The sequence below is a fragment of the Rhodococcus sp. DK176 genome, from assembly GCF_038447315.2.
GTDB classification, from domain to species: Bacteria; Actinomycetota; Actinomycetes; order Mycobacteriales; family Mycobacteriaceae; genus Rhodococcus_F; species Rhodococcus_F jostii_A.
In genome coordinates, this window is sequence record NZ_CP118321.2 from 7,571,130 (window position 1) to 7,585,572 (window position 14,443).

Sequence of the window (14,443 nt, forward strand, 5' to 3'; positions counted from 1 at the left end):
GCGACGACACCCTTGCTTGGTGGGATTCGCCCACGGAAAGGATCTTCCGATGAAGCTGCTCGACGGAATCCGAGTCTTGGATCTCACCAACGTCCTTGCCGGCCCGTATGCGAGCTACCAGCTCTCGCTGATGGGTGCCGACGTCGTCAAGGTCGAAGTACCCGGCAGCGGCGACCTGGCTCGACAGCTCGGTGCCGACACCGCGCTGTCGAGCCAGAAGCTCGGCGCCTCGTTCGTGGCCCAGAACGCCGGTAAGCGCTCGATGACGGTCAACCTCAAGAGCCCTACCGGCCGGAACGTGTTCGACCGGTTGATCGCCGGCGCCGACGTCCTCGTCGAGAACTTCCGCCCGGGAGTACTCGCCCGGCTCGGCTACTCCTGGGACGAGTTGCACGCGATGAACCCGCGGCTGGTGTACTGCGCGATCTCCGGTTTCGGGCAGACCGGGCCGATGCGGGAGCGCCCGGCGTACGACCAGATCATCCAGGGGCTGTCCGGGATGAGCGCGGTCACCGGCACACCCGACACCGCACCGTTGCGCGTCGGATTCCCGGTGTGCGACACCCTCGGCGGGATGACCGCCGCCATGGCCATCAACGGCGCTCTCGCGTCCCGCGCCCGGACCGGCGAGGGCGTCTACCTTGATGTGTCGATGCTCGACAGTTCACTGACCGCACTGGGCTGGGTGGTCTCGGACTACCTCATCGCCGGACGGCAACCCAGCGCGAACGGCAACGAAAACCCCACCGGCGCACCGTCGGCGACCTTCCAGACCGGATCGGGTGCCCTCAACATCGCGGCCAACAAGCAGGAACAATTCGAGATCCTGTGCAAGCTGATCGGCCGTGAAGACCTCATCGACGACCCCCGGTTCGCGCTGCGCGACGACCGCAAGAACCGTCGCCCGGAACTGCGCGTCGAGATCGAGGCCGCCCTCGCCGCCAAGTCCGCCCGCGAGTGGGAGCCCCTGCTCAACGAGGCGGGGGTGCCCGCGGGACTGGTCCTCGACGTCACCGACTCCCTCGACCTCGACCAGATCACCGAGCGTGAACTGGTCCACCAGGTCGACCTGCCCGACCGCACGGTCAGCGTCCTCGGCACCGGCTTCCACGTCAACGGCCGCCCCCTCGCCCCGGGGTCGGCGCCCCCGACGCTGAGCGAACACACCGACGAACTGCTCACCGATCTCGGCTTCACCGCCGACGAGATCACCGAACTGCACACGGAAGGCGCGGTATGACCACCACCGAACGCCGCCCGGTCCCCGGCGCGACCGAGACCACCATCGACGACGTCACCGGCTGGTGGCGCACCGAGATCAGCGACATCTCACCCGGCGTCATCCGCTACCGCGGCTACGCCATCGAGGACCTGATCCCGACCACCTCCTACGCCGGCATGGTCTGGCTGATGATCCGCGGGCAGCGCCCCACCCCCTGGCAGGAACGACTCCTCGACGCCGCCCTGGTCGCTGCCGTCGACCACGGCCCGCAGGCACCGTCGATCGCGGCCTCCCGCATGGCCGCCACCTGCGGGGTCGGACTCAACAACGTGATGGCCACCGGCGTCGGGATGCTCGGCGACGTCCACGGCGGCGCAGGGGAGCAATGCATGAGCGTGCTCGCCGACATCGTCGAGCAGGCCACCGACGCCACCGATCTGCGCCCCGTCGCCGACCGCATCGTGGCCGACTACCGTTCCGCCAAAAGGTATGTGCCCGGGTTCGGGCACCGGTTCCACCCCCGCGATCCGCGCCGCGACCCGCTGCTCTCGCTGGTCGCCGCGGCCCGCGACGACGGCGCCGTGTCCGGCCAGTACCTGCACGCCGCCCTCGCCCTCGAGCAGTCCCTCGCCGCCGGACGGACCCGACCGGTCCCGATGAACATCGACGGCGCCACCGCCGTGGTGTATGCCGAACTCGGCTTCCCGCCGCCCCTCGGCCGCGGACTGTTCGTCCTGTCCCGCTCGGTCGGCATCCTTGCCCACGGCTGGGAACAGACCCAGCAGGGCGGCCGCAACAAGGGACCGATCCCGCGCACCCTGCTCCCCACCTACACCGGCCACCCCGCCCGCGCCGTCGAGGACACCACCCATGCCGACCGATAACCCCACCACCGGCACACCGACCGCGCCGACGCGCTCGACCTGGGGACAGTTCGAAACCACGCCCGACCGGGGAATGGCCAACTACGCCGGCCCCGACCACGTTCGCGACGCCGCCACCCTGGTCCAGCGGGGAGCCGTCTTCGGCCTCGACTACCTCCTCGACGCGTTCGTGCCATCCCTGGCGACGCTGCGCAGCGCCCCCGAACATCACGTGGTCTCCCGGCACCGCGACCACCGCGACGACTATCTGGACGGATTCTGGCCGCAGGCCGCCAGCCACCTCGACGGGTTGCGGCACCGCCGCCACGCCGAGCACGGCTTCTACAACGGCACCCCCGACGCCGCTATCGCCGCCGGCAATCCGGCCCTCGGCATCAACCACTGGTCCCAGCACCCGATCGTGGGCCGAGGAGTCCTCATCGACATCGGCCGCCACCGCACCCACCTCGGGAAACCCATCGATCATGCCGGCGGCGAAGCCCTCGACATCAGCGAACTCGACGACACCTTGGCCGCCCAGGACGTACAGCTACGCACCGGTGATCTGCTGCTGATCCGCACCGGTTGGGCACAGTGGTTCCTCGACGAGGCCACCGCCGACCAGCGCGCGCAGATCCATACCAGCAAAATCTGCACCGGCCTCGCCCAGTCGCAGGCCGCAATCGACTGGTTCGCCGACCATCAGGTCGCCCTCGCCGCCTCGGACACCTTCGCGCTCGAACGCCTTCCCGCAGTAGCTGATTCACCCTTCGGATCCGACACCGACCACGGCATGATGCACCAGGAACTCATCGCCCTGCTCGGCCTGCCCATCGGTGAGCTGTGGAAGCTCGACGAACTCGGCGAGGACTGCGACCGCGACCGCCGCTACGAATGCCTGCTGACCGTCAAACCCCTCAACCTCACCGGAGGCGTCGGCTCACCCGCCAACGCCACCGCCATCAAGTGACCGCCAAGTACCGTGCCGCGGCGCTGTCAACCGAGGACGGATGGACCGAGGTGATCGACAACGGTTTCATCGCCCTGGTCGGCCCCTTCTACACCCGCACCGACGGCGGTCATATCGAGGTCGCGGTCGTGTGCCAGGACAAGCACCGCAACCGGCGAGGGATCGTGCAAGGCGGGCTGGTGATGACGTTCGCCGACCGCGCACTCGGCATCGCGGCCCGCGCGCACAGCGGCGCCCCCACCACGGCAACGGTGCACCTCGACGTGCATTTCGTCGCTCCCGTCCACGTCGGCGACGTCCTGCGCGCCCGCCCCCACACCGCACCCGGGACCCGGTCGCTGCTGTTCATGCGAACCGACCTCACCGTGGAGGACACCCTGGTCGCGACCGCCACCGGGGTGTTCAAACCCCTACGGACCGCACCCCTCGTCGACGAGTGAGATTCGGTACGACCCAGAGCCCGCAAAACCATCCGAAGGAGGTGTCGTGGTGCAACCCGACAAGCTCGTCGCAGCGTTCGCCCGTATCCCCACCGCCACCATTGGTGACGCCCAGGACCGCTTCGGCTGCCCGACCGGAATACGACCCATGTGGTCGGGAGCGACCGTCACCGGGCGAGCGTTCACCGTCTGCACCCGAGCCGGAGACAACCTCTACATTCACAAGGCGCTCGACCTCGCCGCCGCTGGAGACATCCTCGTCGTCAACGGCGGCGGCGACGAAACCCGCGCACTCATCGGCGATCTCATCGGAACCCGCGCACGAGCCATCGGGCTGGGCGGCTTCGTGATCGACGGCGCGGTCCGTGACGTCGCCGCCCTCGAGCAAATGGGCATGCCCGTCTTCGCCCGCAGCACCACTCCCGCCGGGCCCTACAAACACGGACCCGGCCGGCTCGGTGAACCCGTAGCCATCGGCGGAACCGTCGTCCAGGCATCCGACATCGTGATCGGCGACGCCGACGGGATCGCCGTCGTCGCAGCACGCGCCGCAAACGACGTGCTGAACAACGCCAGACAGATCGCCGACAACGAGATCGCCAAACGCCACCGGTACGCGATGTCAGGCGAGGATCGGCAGCCTCCGCCGGGACCTTGAGAGGCTGAAGTGAAGCGCTCGCCAATTCAGCCAAATTTGATGGCTTTCGCACCGAATCCGTACGGGTTCATCGCGGTGTATGACCGAGAATCCCGGAACTCACACGCTTTTGAATGTCGGCGACAAGGTCAAGGTTCATGCTGAGGGGACCTCGGTGTTCACGATCGTGAGCATTGACGGCGACGAAGCTCTGATCGAGTCGGTTCTCGGCGCCCCAGGGACTTACCCGTTCCACTGCACGCTCGAACGCCTAGTTCCGTTCGAGTCCTGACACAGTGAAAAATGCACCCTGAACTGCTCAGATGACCCGTCCCCTGTCGGAGATGACCCTCGCCGGTTCAAAGCGGTGACCGCATCGCGGATCTGGGCGCGCTGCCCGGCGTAAAGGTCACGAATTCGGGTGTCCGCGGTGATCCCGAGCATGACCATGAAGCCGGTGGGGGCCTGGCCTGCGCGGGCCACCACTCCCGGACGGGTTGTGCCATGCTGGGGACACATTGTCGAAGTCGCGGGGGTGACATGACTGTTCATACGTTGGTGCTTTCGACAGGCCCGAACATCACTCGCCGCCACCACCGATCAAGTGGACTGGGGTCGGGCCATTGGATTGGATCGTCAGTAGGTCCACGAGGGTGCCGGCCGGCCCGCCGTTCTCGTCGCGGTCGGTGTACATCGCCTGGATCCGTTGCAGGATCTCCGGTGTGCTCAACACCCGGTGGGTGGGAATCGCATGGTGCGGTGCGCTCGCGGAGGGGTGCAGGCGTGTCATGTGGTTACTCTCGGTCGCACAGGTGTGGGCCGCGCGCTGTGGTCGAGGCGCGCGGGTCGTGCCGGTCATCGTCGGCCCGCTCCCTGTCAGTGTTCGGGCTCATGCGACGGCGAGGCTAGGGGACAAGGTCCTTTCCCGTTGAGTGGTGCCAGGACCGGGGTATCGGAGCGGGCGGCGACGTGCAGGGCAGCCGGGGAGTTTTCGAGGGCGGGGCGGTTGTCGAGGTCTCGGCGGGCGGCCTTCTCGACGAGCAGCGGAACGTAAGCGCGGACCCTCCCGTTGTCGAACCGTTTGTGGATGATGCTCCCAATCATCGTGACGGTGTTCGCGGTCGAGTCGGGGTTCCTGCAAAATTTCCTCATGACCACGTCGCCGACCGGCGGCCAGTGGCTCGCCTGCCTCGGGCGGTCACTGATCATCCCGATTGTCGTCCAAGCGGAGAAGGCGATCCGGCGGCGTTGCCACCACTACTCGGAGCCGCCCGCACCGACGACCGCCCCCGCCGTCGTCGACCCCCACCGCGCACGCTGAGCCGCGAACCATGTCCTGGACAGGAAGCCTCGGCCGGTTACCCGGGATCGCGACGGCGCGGCGTACCACCGGGAGTGGCTACGCCCCGCCGGACTGGTCCTCGCCGCTCTACCGATTCCCGACGGGATGGGGTGCGCGGAGGCCGCCGAGTTACCCGCCTACGCTGGCGTCGACCGGCCGGTTGCTGCGTCAGTTCTCGCGTTCGAAGGTGATAAGCAATCCCTCGACGCCGCTTGGGCCGAGTCGGCCTTTGACGTCGGTCGAGGTGATGGTTTTCAGGCGCCAGCCCTGTTGGGCGTGCTGGTTCAGTAGCCTTTCGAGCTTGTCGCCGGACATCTTGCCGCCGATCATCTTCTCGCGGACCTCGACGACCTTGTATGAATACACCATTACCCTCTCTCCTTCTCTCGAGGTTTGAGGTGGTCGAGAACCTGGTCGTCGTCACTTCCGATCTGGCATCGGCACACCCTGTCTCGGCATTGTGTAGCAGCCGAGCACTCTATGGGGCTGGTGGAGCGATTCCGACGCCCGAAAATTGGAATACTCGGTTGCGCACGCCTTCGATTGTGCCGTGGGTGGGAGTGATGACGAGGGAAGCGCGGTGCGGAAGGGGATTCGCCGAGCAAAGGTGACCGACCCCCGTGGGGCTTGGAGGGGGACGGAGGCCGGTGAATGACTGGGCTACCCCACCAAGCTTGGTGCCGGGTGCGTGGGACAGCGACCGAACACCCTGGTTCAACCGAGCGCGGTAGGCCGAAGTCCTCCTGTACTCCCCGACAAAAGGAGCTTTGTACTCGATTCCTTGACCGCGACAGGGACGCTAATCGGTGTCTTTGGTGTGCTGCCGATGCCGCGCGCGGAGAAGAGCGCGGTGCCGCTCGAGGGCAGCGTCGGTATCGCGGAGGATCTGCCGTTGCCGGCGAGCGAGGGCGTATCGCACGGCGGCACTGCGCTGCCGCAATGTGCATGGGCGGCTGCGGAATCGTCGTCGAACAGAACCGCGGCGGCGTTTGTCGCACTCGATCAGCACCCAGTCGTACGCCAGCCGGGCTGGGGCCCCTTTGTCGAAGAGCACCGGCATCACGGTGTCGTCGAACAGGTCAAGGGGGATAGGCGCGAGTCGGTGCTGGAGGCGGCCGAGCGCTTGTGCCGCGGTGACGACTCCCATGACATGCGATGGTAAGCGGCACTTCGTGCGCACGGAGTCAATAAGTGTGTCTCACGGTCGAACCGAGGTCCTTGTGAGCGGTGTCGCCGACGTGCCCGCTGAGGATCGGCACCCGATCAGAGGGCCGGTGGGGTCGCCCGGGCTCGGCGCTTTGCTCGCGCTCGAACTGCTCATCCGCTCGGCCCGCACAGCCACCGCTCAGGACTCCACCGCTGGAGCCGACCTCGTCGTGAGCAATGATTCGCGCCTCAGTGTCGTGAACTACGTTCGTACTGCAGGACAACTGATGGGATATGGGGATCAGATCTCATCTGTCGCTTCGCCCGAGTTCTGTGGTGTCGGGTCCGGGATCCGCCTCATGCGGAACGAGTTGAACACCCCGATGAGGCCGGCGAGGATGGGGATGAGCAGGGCGACCTGAAGGGCGAGGGGTCGTGTGCCGGTGTTGATGCGGACGATCTCGTCCTGAATCGCCGGGGGTTGGTCGACGAGTAGTTGTTCGAGTTGGGTGTTGCTCATGACTTCGGCGTCGTCCTCGAGCACCTGCGCGACCTGTTGCTGCTCTGCCGGCGGGAGCACGGTGCTCGATTCCGTCATCGAGGTGAAGGTGAGGGACAGTGTTGCCAGCATGATGGCGCCGGCGAACGCCAGCCCGAACGAGAGCCCGAACGATCCCGCTGCGGAATTGACGCTGGCGGCCTCGCTGATCCGTTCCTCCTCGATCGGGGCGAGTGTGTAGTTGTTGAGCTGGGATACCAGCAATCCCAGCCCGGATCCGGCGATCACCAACGGGATCACCAGGCCCCAGCCGAACTCGGCGCGCGGCACGATCGGGATCAGCGCCGCGATCCCGATCGTCAGCAGCACGAATCCCCACCGGATGATGCTGCTCGGGCGCCGGTCGCCGGCCTTCTTGCCCGCGAGCAACGCCACCGCGAACATGCTGAGGGAGAGGGGTGCGAGGGACAATCCCGCCTGCATCGCGTTGTACTCGAGCACCATCTGCAGGTAGATCGGCAGCGCGATCATCGTGCCGCCGAGGGCGATCTGCTGGAGCATCTGCCCCGAGATGCCCAGTCGGAAGATTTTGGAGCGGAACAGATCCGGGTCCAGCAAGGCCGGCTTCCCTTGACGTTTGCGCCGTACGAGCCAGTAGGCCAGCGCGGCCAGTGCGACCGCACCGATCACCAGGAGCGCGGCAACGGATTCGCCACCCTCCTGCCACACCAGGATTCCCAGCACGATGCCGCCCATCCCCAGAACGGAGAGGACCGCGCCCACCAGATCGATCACCCGGGGCCCGGTGTACGGCACATCCTGGACCAGTTTGATGCCGGACAGCACGACCGCGATGATGACGACCTCGAGCACGAACCCGATGCGCCACGAGAGGTAAGTGGTGATGAAACCGCCGAGCAGCGGTCCGACGGCAGCGGCGATCGCGGCCGCCGCCCCGACCAGGGCGTAGACCTTCTTCTGCGCGGCGCCTTCGAAGTTGCCGTGGATGAGGGACTGCATGGCGGGCAACAGGAGTGACGCGCCGATTCCACCGAGTATCGCCCAGAAGATGATGATCGCGGTCAGGCTCTGTGCGAGCGCCATCGCGGACGCACCGACTGCGTAGCCGAGCAGGCCCAGCACGTACGCCCGTTTGCGTCCGATGAGGTCGCCGACCTTGCCGCCGATCAGGATGAACGCGGCAGAAACCAGCGCCTCGAGTGCGATCGCGGCCTGGACGCCGCTGACGGTGGTGTCGAGGTCGCGAACCACCGACGAGATCGACACGTTCATCAGCGACGTGTCGACGACGAGCACGAACATCGCCATTGCCAGCAGGATCGCGAGTGTCCGCCGAGGGCCCGTTGCCCGCTCGGAATCACCGTTGGTCGGTTCTTCGGTCATAGGAGGCCCACCGTCCGTCCATTCCGCTGCACCCGAGTGTCCCATGCACGGGGCGAGGTATCTGAAGGGCACGATCCCCGGCCGGACCTCCGGAAACGAGTCTTTCTTCTCTCCTTCTCGCGCGCCCGGTTTGTGTCGTTCATCGAGGGTTTGCTGTTGCCGGCATGCATGGTCGGTGGGTCTGCATCGAAGGGGAGACGCGGAACCGGTGTCTTGCTATCCGGTCCGTGCGTGGGGAGTGCTCGGTCCGTTTACAGTTCGCCGTCCCGGCTTCGGCATCAGACGGGCTCGGGGGTCGGGCGGAAGGCGCTGCTCGACTCGGTCTGCGGCGGCCCGGAGATACGGGTCCCGCTGCGGGTGGGCGCGGACGGTGGGCGAGTCCGGGCCGTGCCGGTCGATCTTCTCGCGCAGCCGCTGATCCAGACTCAACGCCTCGCCGTGCGGACCGGTCGTCTGATCGGCGACGGTCAGCGCGTCCGAGACCGCGTCCTCGACGAAGCCGAACTGGCTCAGTTCGTCGCCCAGGCCGGTGACCGCGGCGACGAACCGGGCGCCGGAGTGATGAGCGACCAGGTCGCACACCCGCTCCGGCCAACCATGGGCTTGCAGATAGCGGGCGCCGTCGAGCGGGTGAAACCCGGTCTCGCGCAGCTCGGCGGCATAGCCGATGTCGTGCAGCCACGCGGCGGCCACCAACGTGTCCCGGTCCGCGGCCGGGACCGTGGGTGCAAGCGCCAACGCCCGGGCCGCAACCCCTGCACAGTGATCTGCACGCATGCGGTCGCGGGCAAGGACGCGCAGTGTCAGCGCCCGGGCGCGGGGCACCAATGGCGACCGCGTCGCATCATCTGCCATGACCACACCTCTCCCGCACGGCGCCGATCCACCACCGGCCGCCACCGGTCGGGCTGTCGCAGCCTGGCATCACAGGATATATCGGGCCGACGGCGTCCCGACGGGGTTCGCCGCTTCTACAGTCGGTGACGGCGACGTGCGGTTGAGGCGCCGGGGGAGTGCACCGTCGGAGCCGCGAGGAACGACGGACACCGGCTCGTCGGGGCATCGGGGTCCTGGAGACCACTCCGCGGGCCCACACCTGCCGCGAAGTGCCGCCATCATCGGCCCGACCGGAGGACGATGAACCTTCCGGAACACTTCACGCGTTGCCCGGGAAGGGAAACGGTCATGTCCGAGGAATCTCTGGTCAAACGCGGTGTGGCGCAGGGGTCCGCGAGGGGTGGGGCGGTCCTGCTCGTCACTGTCGGTGTCCTCGAAGTACTCCAGGGCCTGTCCGCGATCGCCAAGGACGAGGTAATCGTCACCGGAATCGACTACACCTACCAATTCGACCTCACCGCATGGGGATGGACCCACCTGGTTCTCGGCGCGCTCGTCACCGCCGCCGGAATCGCCCTGTTCACTGGTGCCACCTGGGCGCGAGTGGGCGCCATGGTGATCTGCGCAGTCTCGATCCTCGTCAACTTCCTCTGGTTGCCCTACTACCCGATGTGGGCGATCACGATCATCGCCCTCAACGCCGTGGTGATCTGGGCCGTCTCGACCTGGCACCCCGACACAGACCGAGCCGCACAGCCCTCTCCACCTGCGAGATGAACTGCCATGCGAGCACTGGACCACGAACAGTGCGACCAGCACGCGCCGAGCGCAGGCGGCCGTCGACACGACCTCGCGCCGCGGTGACGTCGACCGGGTGTGAGGCGTGGCCGCCATGACGTGGGCGCTGCCGGCGATCGCGGTGGTCCTGCTCGGCTTCGCGGCGGTCTCCGGGCGCGTGGCGGGCACGCCGATCACCGGACCACCCCCATCCGGAGACCCGACCGGCCCCAGATACTCGACGGTGATCCCCGCACCCCCGGCCGCGCATCCGTCGTCATCGACCGAAGGACCGGCAGGCGATGGTGTCCCCAAGAGTCCAGCCCACATTCCGCGGCGGACCCGATGGGCTGAGGCGGACAATGAGCAGATACGGCGTGCGGGCAGCCCCCGCCGGAAGGGGGTACGTCATGACCGAGGAGTCGTCGACCGAACAGCGCGTGGCGACCGCCACGTCGATCGGGGCGGCCACTCTGGTGCTGACCGTCGGTCTCCTCCAGTTCGCCCAGGGCATCGCCGGCGTCGCCGAGAGCGAAGGGTTCTCGGTGGGGATGGAGTACACCTACCGGTTCGACCTCATCGCCTGGGGCTGGTTTCATATCGCCTTCGGGGTGCTGCTCTGCGTGGTCGGTCTCGCTTTGGCCGCCGGGGCGCGTTGGGCGCGGGTGGCGGCGATCGTCTTCGCGGCCATCTCGATCCTCGCCAACTTCCTGTGGCTGCCGTACTACCCCTCCTGGTCGATGGTGATCATCGCACTTGACGTCGCGGCGATCTGGGCGGTGTCTACGTGGAAGCCACCACCGTAGTGAAACGAACGGAACCGCAGTCGAAACCAGATCGATTCTGTGGCGACCCCGGGTCGGTAAGCGGCAGATCTCTGCAGAGGGATCAGCCGGCGCCTGCGCCTCCTGTAGCTATACTCGGGACGCGGCCTCCTCCGGTAACTATTCGGGACGAGCCCGAAAGCCCGGGGCCGGCAGCGTCGAGCGGGTGGTTTTCGTCGGCGAGGTGCTTATGATCCGGGCGCGTAGCCGAGCGGAAGGCGAAGAACGATGCCCGAGAAAAAGGATCACAGTCCGAGACCCGAACCCGGTCCATTCGGCGCGGGCACGCGGGTACTGGTGCGCCGGCCGTCCGAACCGGCGCAGACCGGTCGGATCATCGAGGACTACGCCGAGCTGACCGACACCGAGGAGCGCGGGCACGCCTGGGCGCCGGTGCACCGGTGGGCCGTCGCCCTCGACGACGGGCGCCTGGTCTTCGCCGACACCGACGACCTCACCGCCGACCCGAGCACGGAAGGATCCACCGGGTAGACCGGACCTGGCCGGTGGAAGAACCAGCGAGAGACCGTGTCCCTGGGCACCGGTTTGACGTTGAAGCCCGAGGCGAATCCGACGCAGGTCCAGCTCTCACCAGCGGGTACCGTCACCACCACCTCACCGGACGCCCCGGCGCTCAGCGCTGGTACCGCGGTGCGGTACCGGCCGCGAAGACCATCGCGGGCGCGATGACCGCCGACGCGATGGCGGTGTGTACCGCGATCTTGTTCTTCATGATGCTCACCTCGTTCTGAGAGTCCTCGACTCTTGCAGGAACGGGTGGCGAAACAGCCCCTCGGTGATCGGGATCGGTTATGAGCCAGGTCATCGCGAGGTCGGGCACGTTGATGTGCTTCAGCGCGGGTGGTCGGCTCGTGTCCGCGTGGCCGGTGACTGGGTGACCGCATCCCGGCGTCGTGAGGAGCAGACCTCAGCCGAGGTTCAGCAGCAGTACTACCCCCCCGGGGTCTGCGGCCTACGGGCTCAGCGGTTCGCCGGTGACGAGGAAGATCACCCGGCGCCCGACCACGACAGTGTGGTCGCCGAAGCGTTCGTAGAAGCGGCCGAGCAGGGTGATGTCTACCGCGGCCGGGATGCTGCCGGTCCAGGACGGGTCCTGGATCAGGGTGAGCAATCGTCGGTGCAGGTTGTCGAGCTCGTCGTCGCGTCTGCCGATCTCGGCGGCCAGTTCGGGATCGTGCGTGCGCAGGACCTGTTCGGCGAGGCCGGCCAGTTCGGACGCCACCCGCCCCATCCCGGCGAGCACTTCCTCCGCCTCACCGGAGGCGACGTGCTCGGGATGGCGGCGGCGGACGCTTTCGGCCACATGCTGCACCAGCCCGCCCATCCGGCTCAGATCCGTCACAAGGTGCACACCGGTGACGACCTGACGGAGATCACGCGCCACCGGGGCCTGCAGCGCCAGCAGCGCCATCGCCTGCTCCTCGCACGGACCGCGTAACGCCTCGATCTGCTCGGTGAGGTCGAACACTCGCTCGGCCAGCGGCAGATCGGCCAGCATAAGTGCGTCGGTCGCCGCCTGCACGGCCTCCCCGGCCAGGTGACACATCGACGCCAACCGGTCGGTCAGTGCGTCGAGTTGTTCGTGAAATTTCATCCGCATACGCATCATCATCGTGCACTCCGCCGATAGGTGGGCTCGACAGCTGCCCGGGTCTGACGGAAGCGCGGGTCTGACGGCAGTGCCGTTCATCCGGCGATCGGCACCGCTACCACCGCTGGCGCAGTATCCGGCACGATCCCGGCGGTGAGCTGCCGAGCCGGTCGTGCCACTACTGCGAATGTTCCCGTCTTTCAACCCTTTCCGGGTTCCAGGTCGATACGGCCCAGATGACGACGACGTCGAGTGCGATGATCACCAGCGACCACACCGGGTAGTACGGCAGCCACAGGAAGTTCGCCAGAATCGAGATCGCGGCAACGATGATCGCTGACACCCGGGCCCATGTGGCTCCGGTGAACAGGGCGAGGCCGACGATCGCGACGAGGGCGCCGAGGACGATGTGGATCCAACCCCAGGTGGTGAGGTCGAACTTGTAGACGTATTCCACCCCGACCACGAATACTTCGTTCTCGGCGACGGCGGCGATGCCCTGAAAGAACTGGATGATGCCGACGGTGACCATGATGACGGCCGCCGCCATCGAGGTGCCGCCCGCGAAGCCTTGTTTGGTCGATGGATACTCGGACACGGACACGGCTGTCCCCTTTCCCCACAGCTACGAATTTCGCTCGGTATGACGATTGTCCGCCGCAGCGTGCTGTCTTCGCCGGAGAACGTGGATTCCGGCGGAACGAGGCCGGTGACGATCTTCGGGGTGCTGCTCTGCGTGGTCGGGTTCCGGTCGTCCTCGAAACCTTCGCGAGCGTGGGTCACGCTCGTTCGGCTTGCCCGCGCAGTGGCCGCCCTGAGCAGGTGCGAGGAATAATGGGACAGATCTCTGCTGCTGCATGATGATTGTGGTCCGGCATGCGCCTCCACATTCGTGGTCAGCCTCCCCGGTCTTGTCGAAGGATTAGGCTCACACTGCCCGGGTGTGGTGGGCGGCCGCCGACACCGGTCCCTCTCCCGGGCCTGGCCATCTCCTCTCGCCGCTTACGACAGACGTGGTGAGTGCCGCGCGAAGACACGCCGCCCTCCCCGGCTGCTGATCGTGGCGCGCACCGCCGGCTCGGTGTGCGGGTGGTGGGAAGTTCAGGTGTGTGCAGCGGTTCGGGTTGCGCCGGTGCCGGCTGTTGGTGGCATCGAGTGTGCGCGTGGCGGCTCGTTCGATCAGGAGGGGGACGAAGTCTCGGATGCGGCATCCCTCGAACCGACCCTTCGCTGGAGCGTCGACGTGCATGGGATGTGGTGTCGAACACGGCGTTGTCGTGCGCTGGTTGGTGTTCGGGGCCGAGCCGCGCTTCTGCGAGGGTCTGGTTCGGTTGATGCTGAGTTGTGTGCGGGGGCGATGTGGTTGTTACCGTCCCGCGTCGGATTCGGAGGTGGTGGGGAAGGGGCTGGGGCCGAGTGCGAGGGTGAGGGAGGTGGGGTGGAGTCCGATCTCGGTCCGGCTGGTGGTGAGGATCAGCGACCCGGTGCGCGGGTAGGTGCCGATCCAGTACGACGGCGTGGTGCGGTACGGCCCGGAGTCGTCGGAGCGGGGTTCGGTGGGGTGGAGCGAGTCGGCGGGGCCGTCGAGGTCGTCGACGAGGACGAGCACGGACAGGTAAGACCACCGCGGCGACCAGTCGTGGGGGTCGGTCAGGGGACGGGTTTCGTAGCGGGCGAAGTCGGCACGGATCCCGGTGACATCCATCGCCAGTTGCAGCAGCAGCCCGGACGCGAATGCGGTGACCGCGGACAGTTCGAGGGTCAGGTCTTTCTCGGCCGTGATCGGCATCGGTGCGTGCACGCGAAGGCCCCGGTCAGCAGGCGGCGCGATAGCCGGCCAACGATGGCGGCGCATGCTTCGTCTTCGCAC

At 67.2% G+C, this 14,443-nt stretch carries 19 protein-coding genes and 1 pseudogene; 11 read left to right on the forward strand and 9 right to left on the reverse strand.

Annotated features, from left to right (window positions below; genetic code table 11):
• The first annotated feature begins 49 nt into the window (after positions 1-49).
• The 6 genes from PSR88_RS35260 (at position 50) to PSR88_RS35285 (ending at position 4,424) form a co-directional block, all read left to right on the forward strand.
• Positions 50-1,240, forward strand: coding sequence for a CaiB/BaiF CoA transferase family protein (locus PSR88_RS35260; RefSeq protein WP_011598690.1), 1,191 nt, complete (start codon positions 50-52; stop codon positions 1,238-1,240).
• Positions 1,237-2,106, forward strand: a complete 870-nt coding sequence (locus PSR88_RS35265; RefSeq protein ID WP_011598691.1) for a citryl-CoA lyase — start codon at positions 1,237-1,239, stop codon at positions 2,104-2,106. Before PSR88_RS35260 ends, PSR88_RS35265 begins: the two co-directional genes overlap by 4 nt.
• Positions 2,093-3,055 carry a cyclase family protein gene (locus PSR88_RS35270; RefSeq protein WP_011598692.1) on the forward strand — a complete coding sequence of 321 codons (963 nt, stop codon included), beginning with the start codon at positions 2,093-2,095 and terminating at the stop codon, positions 3,053-3,055. The genes PSR88_RS35265 and PSR88_RS35270 overlap by 14 nt, the downstream gene beginning before the upstream one ends.
• Entirely contained in the window at positions 3,052-3,495 is a 444-nt protein-coding gene (locus tag PSR88_RS35275; protein ID WP_011598693.1) for a PaaI family thioesterase, read from the forward strand. The genes PSR88_RS35270 and PSR88_RS35275 overlap by 4 nt, the downstream gene beginning before the upstream one ends.
• 46 nt (positions 3,496-3,541) lie before the next feature.
• Positions 3,542-4,153: an RraA family protein gene (locus tag PSR88_RS35280; RefSeq protein ID WP_016880207.1), complete on the forward strand. Its 612-nt coding sequence runs from the start codon at positions 3,542-3,544 to the stop codon at positions 4,151-4,153.
• 79 nt (positions 4,154-4,232) lie between these two features.
• A complete protein-coding gene (locus PSR88_RS35285; RefSeq protein ID WP_016880208.1) occupies positions 4,233-4,424 on the forward strand; it encodes a hypothetical protein in 192 nt (63 codons plus the stop codon).
• Between the two features lie 288 nt (positions 4,425-4,712).
• Here the strand turns inward: PSR88_RS35285 and PSR88_RS35290 are convergent, their stop codons facing one another.
• Positions 4,713-4,922 carry a hypothetical protein gene (locus tag PSR88_RS35290; protein ID WP_016880209.1) on the reverse strand — a complete coding sequence of 70 codons (210 nt, stop codon included), beginning with the start codon at positions 4,920-4,922 and terminating at the stop codon, positions 4,713-4,715.
• A gap of 86 nt (positions 4,923-5,008) precedes the next feature.
• Positions 5,009-5,284 (reverse strand): three-helix bundle dimerization domain-containing protein, encoded by a 276-nt coding sequence (locus PSR88_RS35295; protein WP_378590006.1) that lies wholly within the window; start codon positions 5,282-5,284, stop codon positions 5,009-5,011.
• Between PSR88_RS35295 and PSR88_RS35300 the strand changes: the two are divergent.
• Positions 5,220-5,453, forward strand: a pseudogene (locus PSR88_RS35300) (hypothetical protein); the annotation flags it as partial. The gene PSR88_RS35295 and the pseudogene PSR88_RS35300 overlap by 65 nt on opposite strands.
• A 189-nt stretch (positions 5,454-5,642) precedes the next feature.
• Here PSR88_RS35300 and PSR88_RS35305 read toward each other — a convergent pair.
• A complete protein-coding gene (locus PSR88_RS35305) occupies positions 5,643-5,840 on the reverse strand; it encodes a DUF4177 domain-containing protein (RefSeq protein WP_029537637.1) in 198 nt (65 codons plus the stop codon).
• Between the two features lie 415 nt (positions 5,841-6,255).
• On the opposite strand from PSR88_RS35305, the gene PSR88_RS35310 reads away from it, so the two are divergent.
• Entirely contained in the window at positions 6,256-6,636 is a 381-nt protein-coding gene (locus PSR88_RS35310; RefSeq protein ID WP_157180054.1) for a hypothetical protein, read from the forward strand.
• Positions 6,637-6,921: 285 nt separating this feature from the next.
• Here the strand turns inward: PSR88_RS35310 and PSR88_RS35315 are convergent, their stop codons facing one another.
• Both PSR88_RS35315 and PSR88_RS35320 read right to left on the reverse strand, forming a co-directional pair.
• Complete coding sequence (locus PSR88_RS35315) at positions 6,922-8,523, reverse strand: MFS transporter (RefSeq protein ID WP_342338834.1); 1,602 nt, start codon at positions 8,521-8,523, stop codon at positions 6,922-6,924.
• Positions 8,524-8,739: 216 nt separating this feature from the next.
• Entirely contained in the window at positions 8,740-9,378 is a 639-nt protein-coding gene (locus PSR88_RS35320) for an HD domain-containing protein (protein WP_011598700.1), read from the reverse strand.
• 330 nt (positions 9,379-9,708) lie between these two features.
• Between PSR88_RS35320 and PSR88_RS35325 the strand changes: the two genes are divergently transcribed.
• From PSR88_RS35325 to PSR88_RS35335, 3 genes are all read left to right on the forward strand, one after another.
• Complete coding sequence (locus tag PSR88_RS35325) at positions 9,709-10,137, forward strand: hypothetical protein (RefSeq protein WP_009480185.1); 429 nt, start codon at positions 9,709-9,711, stop codon at positions 10,135-10,137.
• A 410-nt stretch (positions 10,138-10,547) separates the two neighbouring features.
• Positions 10,548-10,943 carry a membrane protein gene (locus tag PSR88_RS35330; protein WP_016880214.1) on the forward strand — a complete coding sequence of 132 codons (396 nt, stop codon included), beginning with the start codon at positions 10,548-10,550 and terminating at the stop codon, positions 10,941-10,943.
• Between the two features lie 246 nt (positions 10,944-11,189).
• A complete protein-coding gene (locus tag PSR88_RS35335) occupies positions 11,190-11,453 on the forward strand; it encodes a hypothetical protein (RefSeq protein ID WP_016880215.1) in 264 nt (87 codons plus the stop codon).
• A 481-nt stretch (positions 11,454-11,934) separates the two neighbouring features.
• Here PSR88_RS35335 and phoU read toward each other — a convergent pair whose 3' ends face one another.
• From phoU to PSR88_RS35355, 4 genes are all read right to left on the reverse strand, one after another.
• Positions 11,935-12,582 (reverse strand): phosphate signaling complex protein PhoU, encoded by a 648-nt coding sequence (gene phoU / locus PSR88_RS35340; protein ID WP_011598704.1) that lies wholly within the window; start codon positions 12,580-12,582, stop codon positions 11,935-11,937.
• Between the two features lie 169 nt (positions 12,583-12,751).
• Entirely contained in the window at positions 12,752-13,171 is a 420-nt protein-coding gene (locus PSR88_RS35345) for a hypothetical protein (RefSeq protein ID WP_029537647.1), read from the reverse strand.
• Positions 13,172-13,501: 330 nt separating this feature from the next.
• Positions 13,502-13,822: a three-helix bundle dimerization domain-containing protein gene (locus tag PSR88_RS35350; RefSeq protein ID WP_085990423.1), complete on the reverse strand. Its 321-nt coding sequence runs from the start codon at positions 13,820-13,822 to the stop codon at positions 13,502-13,504.
• Positions 13,823-13,939: 117 nt separating this feature from the next.
• Positions 13,940-14,428, reverse strand: a complete 489-nt coding sequence (locus PSR88_RS35355) for a hypothetical protein (protein WP_011598705.1) — start codon at positions 14,426-14,428, stop codon at positions 13,940-13,942.
• Positions 14,429-14,443 lie beyond the last annotated feature (15 nt).